Source organism: Arthrobacter pascens (assembly GCF_017052465.1).
GTDB classification, from domain to species: Bacteria; Actinomycetota; Actinomycetes; order Actinomycetales; family Micrococcaceae; genus Arthrobacter; species Arthrobacter pascens.
Genome location: NZ_JAFHKT010000151.1, coordinates 175,275 through 186,985, shown reverse-complemented (window position 1 = coordinate 186,985; position 11,711 = coordinate 175,275). Strand labels below are relative to the sequence as shown.

11 protein-coding genes are annotated in these 11,711 nt (G+C 65.8%); 7 read left to right on the top strand and 4 right to left on the bottom strand.

The annotated features are described in order from the left end of the window. The first annotated feature begins 9 nt into the window (after nt 1-9). The 6 genes from JYA52_RS19040 to JYA52_RS19015 all read left to right on the top strand — a co-directional run bounded on the left by JYA52_RS19040 (nt 10) and on the right by JYA52_RS19015 (nt 5,721). The gene (locus JYA52_RS19040) at nt 10-291 is read left to right on the top strand and encodes a hypothetical protein (protein WP_205654818.1); all 282 of its coding nucleotides are present in this window, start codon (nt 10-12) and stop codon (nt 289-291) included. A gap of 36 nt (nt 292-327) precedes the next feature. After that, on the top strand, nt 328-1,239 hold the full coding sequence (locus tag JYA52_RS19035; protein ID WP_205654817.1) for a LysR family transcriptional regulator: 912 nt from the start codon (nt 328-330) through the stop codon (nt 1,237-1,239). 117 nt (nt 1,240-1,356) lie between these two features. Further along, nucleotides 1,357-2,454 (top strand): tartrate dehydrogenase, encoded by a 1,098-nt coding sequence (locus tag JYA52_RS19030; RefSeq protein ID WP_205654816.1) that lies wholly within the window; start codon nt 1,357-1,359, stop codon nt 2,452-2,454. 189 nt (nt 2,455-2,643) lie between these two features. Continuing rightward, nucleotides 2,644-4,122, top strand: coding sequence for a C4-dicarboxylate transporter DctA (dctA, locus tag JYA52_RS19025; RefSeq protein ID WP_205654815.1), 1,479 nt, complete (start codon nt 2,644-2,646; stop codon nt 4,120-4,122). Nucleotide 4,123: 1 nt separating this feature from the next. Beyond that, on the top strand, nt 4,124-5,293 hold the full coding sequence (locus JYA52_RS19020; RefSeq protein ID WP_205654814.1) for a glycerate kinase: 1,170 nt from the start codon (nt 4,124-4,126) through the stop codon (nt 5,291-5,293). 89 nt (nt 5,294-5,382) lie between these two features. After that, the gene (locus tag JYA52_RS19015) at nt 5,383-5,721 is read left to right on the top strand and encodes a GYD domain-containing protein (RefSeq protein ID WP_205654813.1); all 339 of its coding nucleotides are present in this window, start codon (nt 5,383-5,385) and stop codon (nt 5,719-5,721) included. 80 nt (nt 5,722-5,801) lie between these two features. On the opposite strand, the gene JYA52_RS19010 is transcribed toward JYA52_RS19015, so the two are convergent. Together JYA52_RS19010 and JYA52_RS19005 are read right to left on the bottom strand one after the other, a co-directional pair. Then, a complete protein-coding gene (locus tag JYA52_RS19010; protein ID WP_240460539.1) occupies nt 5,802-7,100 on the bottom strand; it encodes an Nramp family divalent metal transporter in 1,299 nt (432 codons plus the stop codon). A gap of 116 nt (nt 7,101-7,216) precedes the next feature. Next, nucleotides 7,217-8,152, bottom strand: a complete 936-nt coding sequence (locus JYA52_RS19005) for a dihydrodipicolinate synthase family protein (protein ID WP_205654812.1) — start codon at nt 8,150-8,152, stop codon at nt 7,217-7,219. A gap of 162 nt (nt 8,153-8,314) precedes the next feature. Here JYA52_RS19005 and JYA52_RS19000 point away from each other — a divergent pair, with 162 nt between their 5' ends. After that, nucleotides 8,315-9,355, top strand: a complete 1,041-nt coding sequence (locus JYA52_RS19000; protein WP_205654811.1) for a LacI family DNA-binding transcriptional regulator — start codon at nt 8,315-8,317, stop codon at nt 9,353-9,355. 225 nt (nt 9,356-9,580) lie between these two features. On the opposite strand, the gene JYA52_RS18995 is transcribed toward JYA52_RS19000, so the two are convergent. Both JYA52_RS18995 and JYA52_RS18990 read right to left on the bottom strand, forming a co-directional pair. Next, a complete protein-coding gene (locus JYA52_RS18995) occupies nt 9,581-10,513 on the bottom strand; it encodes a hypothetical protein (RefSeq protein WP_205654810.1) in 933 nt (310 codons plus the stop codon). Between the two features lie 39 nt (nt 10,514-10,552). Beyond that, complete coding sequence (locus tag JYA52_RS18990; protein WP_205654809.1) at nt 10,553-11,671, bottom strand: NAD(P)/FAD-dependent oxidoreductase; 1,119 nt, start codon at nt 11,669-11,671, stop codon at nt 10,553-10,555. Nucleotides 11,672-11,711: the final 40 nt, after the last annotated feature.

Sequence of the window (11,711 nt, the reverse complement as noted above, 5' to 3'; positions counted from 1 at the left end):
GAACCCACCATGTCAGATTCCGAGCTCGAAGCATTGCGGGAACAAGCGGCCCGCGGGGACCTCGACGCCGTCGGCGAACTGATCGAACGTGCCGCGGAGCGCGAAGACTTCGAGGAACTGCGGCGCCTTGCCGACGGCGGCAGCAGGGATGCTGCAGACCAGCTTGTTGAACTCGCCAGCGAAAAGTCGGACCTGAACGAGCTCCGGCGGCTCGCCGCCAACGGCAACAGCGATGCCGCCGAGGTTCTCGCAGAACTCACCGGCGAAGACTCCCCAGACGAGGACGAATGACGCCGAGCACGGAACGGAACCCTGCGAAGGAGCGGCGTGGACACCCGGAAACTCAAGTACTTTCTTGCCGTCGTCGACCATGACGGCTTCAACCGCGCAGCAGAACATCTGCTCATCGCCCAGCCATCCCTCTCCCAGACCATCGCCAGCCTGGAGAAGGAACTGGGCGTCCCACTCTTCCACCGCATCGGGCGGCGTGCCGTGCTCAGCGAAGCCGGCAGGGAGCTCGTAGGTCCCGCCCGGCTGGTGATGCGCGACCTCGACGCCGCGCAGTCGGCGGTGCTGGCGCTCCGTGGCGTGCGCAGCGGCAGGCTGGACATCACCACCATGCCCTCCCCCGGCATCGAGCCGCTGACCTCGATGATCGCCGGCTTCACCCGCGAGCACCCCTCTGTCAGTCTCAACATCAGTGCCGCGTTCACACCCGAGGAAGTGATCGAATCCGTGCGCAGCGGCAGTACCGAGATCGGACTGGCCGGTTCTTCCAGCGCGATGAAGGTTCCCGGCGTCCAGGTCCTGGAGCTGGAGCGTCAACCACTGATCCTGATCGTGAACCCCCACGCCGACACCTTCGGCACCGGGTCAGCCATCCAGCGGGCGGACCTGGGAGGCCACCGGCTGATCGCCAGCCAGCGCGGCTCCCTGATGCGCTGGCTGGTGGACGATGCCCTGGCCCGCGGGGTCAACACCGAAATCGTAGTTGAAGTGGCCCACCGGACCTCGATTCTTCCGCTGGTTTTGGCGGGTGTGGGCCACGCAGTCATGCCTTCCTCCTGGGCGCCGACAGCCCAGAAGGCCGGACTCCGGACACTCCTCATTGAACCCGTCTCCCATCTGCACGTGGCCATCCTGAGCCGGAAGGAAGACCTGACGCCGGCAGCCCGGGCATTCCTTGCCGTCGCGGCGCTGCACGCCGCCAAGGGCAAACCCGACGCAGCTGACACATAGGCTGAGCCTATTTGCCGTATCGGATCTTGGTCTTGGACGGGTCCGGGCGCTGTGCCCTCTACTTGAAGAGGAAGGGCAGTGTGACGCTGCTAACAGACTCAACGAGGAGGTAGGCACATGAGCGCCACCCAGAAATTCACGATCGCATCAATCCCCGCAGACGGCGTCGGCAAAGAGGTCGTCTCCGCAGGCCGCCGCGTCCTGGACGCCCTGGCCGAGAACTCCGGCGGCAAGTTCTCCTTCGAGTGGACCGAGTTCCCCTGGGGCTGCGGCTACTTCGAAAAGACCGGCCAGATGATGGACCCCAAGGGCCTGGAGACCCTGAAGGACTTCGACGCCATCTACTTCGGCGCCGTCGGCTGGGAAAACGTCCCTGACCACATCAGCCTCTGGGGCCTGCGCCTGAACATCACCCAGAACTTCGACCAGTGGGCCAACATCCGCCCGGTCAAGTTCCTCCCGGGCATCCAGTCGCCGCTCCGCAAGGCCGACAACACCGAGCTCGACTGGGTGGTTGTCCGCGAAAACAGCGAAGGCGAATACGCCGGCCTCGGCGGCCGGAACCTCAGCGGCCGCGGCCCGGGCAACGAAGTCGCCCTGCAGACCGCACTGTTCACCGAGAAGGGCTGCGAACGCATCATGCGCTTCGCCTTCGACCTGGCCCGGACCCGCACGGTCAAGAAGGTCTCCTCGGTGACCAAGTCCAACGCCCAGCAGTACGGCATGGTCCTCTGGGACGAAACCTTCCAGCGCGTAGCCCTGGATTACCCGGACGTCGCAACCGAAAGCGTCCTGGTCGACGCGATGAGCGCGAAGTTCATCCTCAAGCCCGAGGACCTCTCCGTCGTCGTCGCCTCGAACCTGAACGCCGACATCCTTTCGGACCTGGGCTCGGCCCTCGCTGGAAGCCTGGGCCTGGCAGCCAGCGCCAACCTCAACCCGGAGCGCCGCTTCCCGTCCATGTTCGAACCGGTCCACGGCTCCGCTCCGGACATTGCGGGCCAGGGCATCAGCAACCCGATCGGTGCGATCGCCAGCGCCGCCCTGATGTTGGACCATTTCGGCCTGCATGAGGAAGCTCGCCGTGTGGAGGCCGCCATCGAGCAGACCACCGGCGCTGGCCACCTGACCCGCGACGTCGGCGGTGACTCCACCACGGAGGACGTCACCGAGGCCATTATCAAGGCCCTCACGCTGACCCTGGCCGCCGTCTAACGCGGAGGCCCCTCGGGACGCCGCTTAGAACCTGCCGTGGCGTTCGACGGCGGCCGCCCGCCGCCGTCGAACGCCACCGCGGAGGTCCCTTCCCAACGCTCGCAAGCTCGCGTCGGGGCCCTCGGGACGCCGCTTACCCCTTTACACTTCAGACCATCTCCAGAGACATTCCACAACGAGGTAGGAATCATGGATAACATCACCACGGCCGGCGCGTCAGCCAGCACCCCGGCCCGCAAAACACCTTTGTACCGCCAACTGTATTTCTGGGTACTGACCGCCATCGTCATCGGCATTCTCGTCGGCTGGCTCGCGCCAAGTGTCGGCATCGCCATGGAACCCATCGGAACCACCTTCGTTGATGCGATGAAGATGCTCATCGGCCCCATCGTGTTCCTCACGATCGTGGGCGGCATCGCCAGCGTAGCGGACCTCAAGAAGGTCGGCATGACCGGGCTGAAAGCGCTGACGTACTTCCAGGTCGGCACCATCCTGGCCATGATCTTCGGCCTCGTCGCCATCAACATCTTCCGACTGGGCGACGGCGTCAACGCCGACGCGGACAGCATCGAAACTTCCGAGTCCGCGGCAAAACTGATCGACGCCGGAGCGAACCAGGAATGGTGGCAGTTCCTCACCAAGGTCATCCCTGAAAGCATGGTTGCCCCCTTTGCTGAGGGCAACATCCTACAGATCATCTTCATCGCCGTCATCTTCGGCATCGCCCTGAACGCCATGGGCAAGGTCGGCGCCCCCGTCCTCGACGGCGTGCAGCGCCTCACCGGCGTGATGTTCAAGATCCTCAGTTTCATCATGAAGGCTGCCCCGATCGGTGCTTTCGGCGCCATGGCCTACGCCGTGGGCAAGTTCGGCGTCTCATCCCTGACCAGCATGGGCGGACTCATCGCCCTCTTCTACATCACTTCCATCCTCTTCGTGGTGATCGTGCTCGGCTCCATCATGCTCTTCCTGAAGCTGAACATCTTCACGATGATCCGCCACCTCAAAGAGGAATACATGCTCATCCTGGGCACCTCCACCGCCGAACCGGCCCTGCCCGGCCTGATGCGCAAGCTCGAGCACGCCGGCGTCAAGAAAGAGACCGTCGGCCTGGTTGTCCCCACCGGCTACAGCTTCAACCTCGACGGCGCCGCCATCTACCTCTCCCTTGCCGCCCTCTACATCGCCCAGGCCACCAACACGGACCTGACCCTGGGCGAGCAGCTGGGCCTGCTCGCCGTCATGCTGCTTACCTCCAAGGGCGCAGCAGGCGTCGCCGGCGGCGGCTTCATCGCCCTGACGGCCACGCTGACCACCATCGGCACCATCCCGGCGGCCGGCATCATGCTCATCTTCGGCATCGACAAGTTCATGTCCGAGTGCCGGGCCCTGGTGAACTTCACGGGCAACGCGGTGGCCACGCTGTTCATCGCTTGGTGGGACCGAACCCTGGACGCGGACCGCGCCCGCCGCGTCTTCGCCGGCGAAACCGTTGAGCCGATGCCCAGTGAGGACCCGATCCATCTCAACGAGGTCACGGACATCGACGACGACCTGGCGAAATACGGCCACCACGCCCCTAGGGAAACCAGCCCCAAGCACGACGCGACCGCAGCTGATGCCGGGCACTCCCGGGGCCGCACTCCCGCCTACTCGGAAACCGTCTGACATGCACAACACAGCCGCCCCGAAAACCGTGCGGACCCTCATCGCACCCGACAAATTCAAAGGCAGCCTCACCGCCGGCGAGGTGGCGGCCGCATTGGCCGCGGGGCTCCGCTCCGCAGCCGATTCCACCGGCCGGGCCGGGGCGGTCCAATGCGAACTGCTTCCGCTGGCGGACGGGGGTGACGGCAGCGTCGACGCCGCCGTCGCCTCCGGGTTCACCCGGCGAAGCTACACGGCCGCGGGGCCCACGGGCCAGCACGTCCAGGCAGTCATCGCGTTCGACGGCGACACGGCCGTCGTCGAGGTCGCCAACACCTGCGGCCTCGGGCTCCTTCCGGACGGAAAGCTGGAGCCGCTGAGCGCGTCCAGCCGCGGTTTCGGCGAAGCCATCCTGTTCGCCCTCAGCCTGAAGCCGGCCAGGATCGTCATGGCCCTGGGCGGCAGCGCCAGCACCGACGGCGGCATGGGAATGCTGACCGCCCTGGGTTACAGCTTCCGCGATGCCGGCGGCCGGCAGCTTTACGGCAGCGGCAGTGCCCTGGCGCAGATCCACTCCATCCACCGGACTGACCTTCCGGAACTGGCCGACACAGAACTCATTGTTGCCAGCGACGTCCACAACCCGCTGCTCGGCGCACAAGGGGCACCGGCGGTCTTCGGACCGCAAAAGGGAGCCGGTCCGGAGGACATCGCAGGCCTCAACGAGGGCCTGGAGCACTTCGTTGCCAAGATGGCGGAGGCCGGCTTCGCCGACGCGGCGGCGCTGGCAGGACACGACGGCGCCGGAAGCGCCGGCGGCATCGGCTATGCCTGCCTCCTGCTGGGCGCCAGGCAGGTGTCCGGCGCCGACTACTTCCTGGACCTGCTCGATTTCAACACCCGGAAGGACGGCTGCGACGTCGTCATCACCGGCGAAGGCAGCATCGACGAACAGACGCTGTCCGGGAAGCTGCCCGCCGCCGTCGCCCGCCGGTCCGGACGCCGACCGATCATCGCCGTCGCCGGACGCTCCCTGCTCCCCAGAGAGCGGTGGTCCGAGATGTCTCTGACCCGGGTCTACACGCTGGCCGAATACACGGACCAGGACTCGTCGAAGGACTCCCAACTCTCCGCCGCGCTGCTGCGCAGGATCGGAAGCGACATCGGAACTAGCCTCCTTGTAGCTGGCTAATCAGCTGCCGCAGGACCATTGCCGACCCGGCGGCACACTGCCATTCTTGGTGCATCCGCACTCCCAACCGCGAACAAGGGGACGAGACCATGCCGCTCTACCTGTCGAAGTTCAGCTACACACCGGAGACCTGGGCGAGGCTGGTCAGCAAGCCCGAGGACCGGAGGAAGGCCGCACAGGAATACATCGAATCCGTCGGCGGAAAACTCCACGGCTTCTGGTACGCCTTTGGCACCCACGACGGCTACAACTTGTGGGAGGCTCCCGACAACGTCTCCATGGCCGCGGTTGCGGTTGCCATCAGCGGAGGCGGCGCACTGAGTTCCATGGAAACGACTGTACTTCTGAGCGTGGACGAAACCCTGGAAGCCCTCCAGAAAGCCGGCCAGATCAAGTACCGGGTTCCCGGCACGGCCCCAGACGCTTAGGCTGCGGGAGCCTCGGCCAATGACGAATAAGGCCCCCATCCTGTGCAGATGGGGGCCTTATTCCTTGCCTTAGGGGGGGACTATCCGAGCAGGGTAGTGATGAGGCGCAGGGAGGACGCGATGATGGCGATGAGCCCGATGGCACCGAACAGGTTGTGCCACCATCTGTTGCGAAGGCTTCCCATGAGGGAAGCCTTGTTGGCCATGATGACGATCAGGACGCCCAGCATGGGTGCGATGAGCACGGTCAGGGACTGGGCGATGACGATCAGCCCGACGGGTGAGGACTGGAACGCAAGAGTGATCAGCAGCCCGAAGGCCAGGATGACGCCGGTGAAAATGCGGGCGGTCGGTGATCCTGCTTTCGCGCCGCGGCCGAGGGCGTCGGAAAACATGGTGCCGCCAGCGGTTGCGTTCGCGATCATGGATGAAAAGGCGGCGCCTGAGAGACCCAGGGCGAAGAGCATGGAGCCCACTGGGCCTGCCAGCGGCGCGAAAACGGAGGCGAGGGCATTGATTGTTCCGGCCTCCGCGCCCGTCTTGCCGAGCACGGCGGCGGCCACCATGATGACGAGTGCGGTCATGATGCCGGGTGCGACGATGCCTGGGATCGTGTCGACAAGCGTGATGTCGCGGTAGTCGGCGCGGGTGCGGCGGTTTTCCTTGATGCCGTAGGAGGTGTAGAAGGCGGCGTTGATGGAGAAGTTGGTTCCGACCAGCGCCACGATGAGGATTTCGCTTCCGGCCGGCAGCTGGGGAACCATGCCTTCCATGGACCGGTACCAGTCGGGTTGGGCGACGACGGCGCTGGCAACGAAGGCGACGGCCATGAGCGCGACGATTACCAACAGGGCTTTCTCGACAATGCCGTAGACGTTGCGGAAGGCCAGGACGAAGGCAACTGCGGCGGTGCAGACGACGGTCCAGAGGACCGGGGAGCCGCCGAAAACCAGCGACAGGCCAAGGCCGGATCCGACGGCGTTGCCGACGGAGAACATGAGGGTGATTCCAAAGACACCGAATCCGGCCAGAACCCCCACCCATTTGCCCAGGTGATCCTTGATGGATGTGACCAGGGAGGTGGGTGTGGCGATGCCCAGCCGTACGCTCATGTCGGTGAAGAAGATCATGAGAATCGTGGATACGGCGATGACCCAAACGAGGGTGTAGTCATATCGGCTGCCAGCCTGCACCGCGGTGGTGAGGTTTCCGGGTCCGAATTGCCAAGCTCCGACCACGAAGGCCGGCCCCATGAGCGCGAGGTAACCAAGGAACGTCCTGCGTTTGGCTGGTGCGGCCGGAGCGGGGCTGCTGTCGTGGGTGACTGTCTGTCCTCGGTGAGCGTGCGGGGAGGCGATGGTCTTGTTTGGCTCGCTCATTGCGAGTCCTCCTTCTACAGCGTCGCCGCTGTGGGTCGTCGTTGACCTAATTGGAGAATAAGGCATTGGGTAAGGGTGGCGGGTTGGGGGCCCGCCACCCTTGAGTGATTCGGAGATCAGGCGGGAACGGTTACGCTGCCCAGGTTCGCGGACTTGAGTGCCAGTGCGATTTCATCGCCGGCACCCTCAGCAAGCGGAAGCAGCGGCGGGCGGACGGTGGCGTGTTCCAGGATGCCGCGGGCGACGAGGCCTTCCTTGAGGGCGACGGTGCCTTCCATGTGGGACCCGCGGTGGTAAACGTTTTTCGTCACAGGCAGCAGGCGGTCGTGGATGGCGCGGGCGGCTGGGTAGTCCTTTGCCTTGCCGGCTGCGATCAGCTCCACGAGCGGTTCGGGGGCGAGTCCGCCGTAGCCAACGAGTGCACCGTCCACGTCAAACATGGTGTGCAGCAGGTATTCATCGTGGCAGGTCAGGATCTGCAGGTCCGGGAAGGTGGCCCGCAGGACGGGGATTTCGGTGTCCCAGCGCTTCATGTTGCGAACGCCGTTCTTGGTTGCGAACACGCCCTCCTGGCCGGCGATGTCCAACTGGGTTTCCAGGTCGTAGGTGGCCTTGGTGGCATCCGGGTACTGGAAGAGGATCAGCGGCAGGCCGGACGTTTCGTAGATTTCCTTGTAGCGGGTCTGGGGTGCGCCCTTCTGGTATCCGAACCGCAGCCAGCCGTGGGAGGGGTAGACCAGCCCGGCCTCGGCGCCGGCCTCGACCGCGCGCTTGGCTTCCAGGGCCGCGACCGTGTTTCCTTCACCGGTGATGCCGGCGATGATCGGGATCTCGCCATTGACCGCGTTCTTGAACTCACGGATGACGAGGGCCTGCTCCTCCTGGGTCAGGAACGTCCCTTCGCCGGCGTGCCCCAGGACCACGAGGCCCTTGACGCCGTCGACGCTGGCCAGCCAGCCCCCGAGGCGGTGGATGGCGTCGACGTCGACGCTGCCGTCCCGGTTGAACGGCGTTACAGGTGCGGGAACCAGCCCGCGGAGGTCGATGGTCATAAGAGCTTCCTCTGTCTTGTTGTCCGAAGTCCCGCTAGGATGTGAGAACGTTTGCGGGAACGTTTTCATTCTGCGATGTGCTCCACCTCACTGTCAAGGGCTGATTCCGAACGAGGAGGAAATAGAGTGTCTAGTAGGACCATCCCGAACAGGAGAACTCACATGGAACCGGCTGCCCCAGGCTCGAGCGTCACCCTCAGGGACGTTGCTGCGGCCAGCGGGGTGAGTCTTTCCACGGCCAGCCGCGCATTGGACGAACGGGGCACCGCATCGCGCTCAGCAGCCGCGGCGCATGTCCGCAAAGTGGCCGAGGAACTCGGATACCGCCGCAACTCGTTCGCGTCGAGCCTGCGCAGGGGCGAAACACGAACCCTCGGAGTGCTCGTCCCGCGGCTCAGCGACACGGTGATGGCCCTGATGTTCGAGGAGCTCGAACGCGCCGCGTCGGACCGGGGCTACTTCGCCATGGTTGCCACCAGCGGCGATGACCCTGACGATGAACGGCGGGCCGCAGAGACGCTGCTCGACCGCAATGTGGACGGACTCATCATGGCCACCGCCCGCCTCGACGACGAGCTCCCCCGCCGCTTGCGCGAACGGGGCGTGGCGCACGCGCTGGTGCTGCGCACCGACGGGGTTAGCCCTTCCGCGCTGGGTGACGACGAGGTCGGCGGATACCTGGCCGTCCGGCACCTCATAGATTTGGGCCACCGCGACATTGCTGTGGTGACGGGCCCGTCCTTCACGTCCACAGGAATTTCCCGGCTCGCCGGTGCCCGCAGAGCCTTGGACGAAGCGGGCATCACGCTGCCGGACGAATGGCAGCTGGCCGTCGGCTACGGCATAGAAAGCGGGTTCTCCGCCGGGGAATCCCTGCTGGACAGCAACACCGTAAGACGCCCCAGTGCTGTGTTCGCGGCCAACGACAATCTGGCCATGGGCCTCATCGCAGCGGCCCACCGCCACCACGTCACTGTCGGAGCAGACCTGGCCCTGGTCGGCTACAACGACATACCCCTCTCGTCCCGGCTCTCAACCCCCCTGACGTCGGTGCACGTGCCTCTCGACCAGATCGCCGGCAACGCGATCGACCTCATTGTGAACCCGGGTAAGGAACCAAGAATCCGGAAATCCATGCCAACGCTCATTCCGCGCGAATCGAGCGGCTCCCCCAGGCACTCCTCCACCTCGGATCACGCCTAGGCCAGAGAGCAACGGCCGCCGCACCTGACCCCGTCTGCGGTCGCGGGACCCATAGGGTGCCGCAAGGTTTCTGTAGGGCGGCGCTGCCACACTATGGGCATCTGGCCGGAACGGTGAACTTCCGAATGGCTCGGCCAGTCTGCCGGCCTGGCACCGCACTCCCCAAGGCGATGCCGGGACCGGCAGGTCCTTGTCCGCCCCTGCGGGCGGACAAGGAAACGGGGGTCAGTTTCCGTACCACTTGAGCACACGCAGCGCCCTGAGGGTGTTCCACCTGCTCGGGTGCCCGTCGCCGTCCTCCATCGCGAAGTGGACCCGCCCGGGGTGGGTGTTCTCCAGCAGCCAGGTGCCATCTGGCTGCCGTCTGGAACGGAGCACGCCGATCGCCTCACTCACGCGCTCGTCGGGGGGACCGCCGGCTGCACGGAAGTACTCGAGCCCGCGGAGCACGTCGTAGAACCAGCGGGTCGGGTAGGAAAAGTGCAGCCAGTCCCCGTTGATCACGTCGCCGGTGGATTTCCTGCGGAGGAGTCCGCGTTCAAGCAGGTACTCCTCCCCGCGTTTCCTGGCCGCAGTAGAAGCCGGTGACCCGCCCGTCGCGCGTGCGTGCTCCAACAGCCCCTCGAGCACGTTGATGGTGGTCCCGAAGGATGACCGCGTGGAGCCGTTTTCCGCCTCACAGTTCCAGCCGCCGTCGGTCAGCTGATCCCCGAGCAGACGCGACACCACGCCGTCGACGTCGTGTCCGAAATAGGCTCCGAGGGTGACTGCCATGCCGTTGATGCACGGCTCCACCTCCCCTTCGAAGAAGGGCTGGTCTCCCTCCTCCCACCTGCTGTTCTCCCGGACGAGTGCCACGGCGCGGCGGGCCTGGTCGCTGCGGGGGTCCAGCCCGAATTCACGCAGGAGCAGCAGGCTGTAGGTCGTCGCGGTCCAGGGCTGGCCCGGCTCAGCGTCGTCGTACGGCGACGGGTAGTACGTGCCGCCGTCCCATTGCCCGTCCCCACCCTGCAGCGCGAGCAGGCGGGCGCCCCACCCCTCGTTGGCGACGCGGGTGCGTTCTGCGGACACCTCCTCCGGCGGCGCGTCCGTCAGGTCCCGCAGCACCTGCCAGCGGATTGACGGGTCAGAATCGAGCAGCCAGTCGAGGACCTCCATCCCCTCAAAGTACACCTGACGTACTCAGCGCCCCAGGCGTCAGGAGAACCGCCCCGGCCGGAACGTGGCCAGCATCGGGTGCCTGTTGCCGGTCAGGATCTCCCCCGCGAGCAGTTCGCCGGCGATGAGCCCCAGCGTAGCGCCGGAATGGGTGAAGGCGACGAAGCAGCCCGGCACCTGGCCCAGTTCGCCGAAGACCGGCTCGCCGTCACCGGGGATCGGCTTGTACCCGATCTTCCACGACGCCGGCTTCAGCTCGGGGTTTCCGGCGATGAGCTTGGATGCTTCGTCGGCAAGTTCCTGGACAACGTCGTCCGGGATGCTGAACGTGCCGTCCGCGTGCTCGGTGATGCGCCCTTCGTACCAGTCGTGGTCCAGCGCAAAGGTACTGCCCGGGTTGGGCCGCACGGCGGCACGGGGCGTGTTCATCACGGCCCGCACGTCATGGGCCACCGGCTTGGTCACCACGAGCATGGACACAGGGGAACCGTTCGGGATCTCCACTCCCAGGGGCGCGACGACGGCGGGCGTCGCCGCTCCGCAGGCCACGAGCACGGAGTCGGCGTCGTACGTCTCCCCCGCCTCCGTTTCGACGCCGACGGCCCGGCCGCCGTCGAGCACCACGGAAGACTTTCCAGTGTTCAGCACCAGTCGGCCGCCGCGGCTGTGGAACTCCTCCATCAGGAATTCCACGAGGTCCGGCAGGCTGACCCAACCCTCACCCGGGTTGAAGATGGCATTCTCCGGAACGGCTCCCGCGTCGATTCCGGGCGTCAGCGCGGCAATCCCGTCCGGTGCCACCAGCTTGGAGTCGTAGCCCACGGACGTCTCGTACGCGTGGCGGGCCTCAGTAACCTCCCGCTGACCAGCAGCGTTCCACATCAGCCCGCCGCCGAACTGCAGCCACTCCCGGCTGGGATCGGCCGCGAAGAGGGTGCGGTACCGGTCCACGCCGGCAAGGCGAAGCTGGTGGTACGGCGTGGACCGCTCTCCGGCGGAGTTGAGCCAGGAGAGCGAGCGGCCGGTGGCCTCGCTGGCCAGGCTGCGCTCGGTCAGCAGCGTCACGGACGCGCCTTCGCGGAGCAGGTGGACAGCGGTGGAGACGCCCAGGATGCCGCCGCCGATGATGGCGACGTGCTTGGTGGCGGTGGAGGACATGAGTTCTCCCTTTCTGTGGATTTTGGACACGATTGATGAG

Excerpts from the sequence above, each read along its gene's own strand:
- JYA52_RS19015 (WP_205654813.1), top strand. The coding sequence starts at position 5,383 with ATGCCGCTCTACCTGTCGAAGTTCAGCTACACACCGGAGACCTGGGCG.
- JYA52_RS19020 (WP_205654814.1), top strand. The coding sequence starts at position 4,124 with ATGCACAACACAGCCGCCCCGAAAACCGTGCGGACCCTCATCGCACCC.
- JYA52_RS18990 (WP_205654809.1), bottom strand. The coding sequence starts at position 11,671 with ATGTCCTCCACCGCCACCAAGCACGTCGCCATCATCGGCGGCGGCATC.
- JYA52_RS19005 (WP_205654812.1), bottom strand. The coding sequence starts at position 8,152 with ATGACCATCGACCTCCGCGGGCTGGTTCCCGCACCTGTAACGCCGTTC.
- JYA52_RS19030 (WP_205654816.1), top strand. The coding sequence starts at position 1,357 with ATGAGCGCCACCCAGAAATTCACGATCGCATCAATCCCCGCAGACGGC.
- JYA52_RS19040 (WP_205654818.1), top strand. The coding sequence starts at position 10 with ATGTCAGATTCCGAGCTCGAAGCATTGCGGGAACAAGCGGCCCGCGGG.
- JYA52_RS19000 (WP_205654811.1), top strand. The coding sequence starts at position 8,315 with ATGGAACCGGCTGCCCCAGGCTCGAGCGTCACCCTCAGGGACGTTGCT.
- JYA52_RS19010 (WP_240460539.1), bottom strand. The coding sequence starts at position 7,100 with ATGAGCGAGCCAAACAAGACCATCGCCTCCCCGCACGCTCACCGAGGA.
- JYA52_RS18995 (WP_205654810.1), bottom strand. The coding sequence starts at position 10,513 with ATGGAGGTCCTCGACTGGCTGCTCGATTCTGACCCGTCAATCCGCTGG.
- dctA (WP_205654815.1), top strand. The coding sequence starts at position 2,644 with ATGGATAACATCACCACGGCCGGCGCGTCAGCCAGCACCCCGGCCCGC.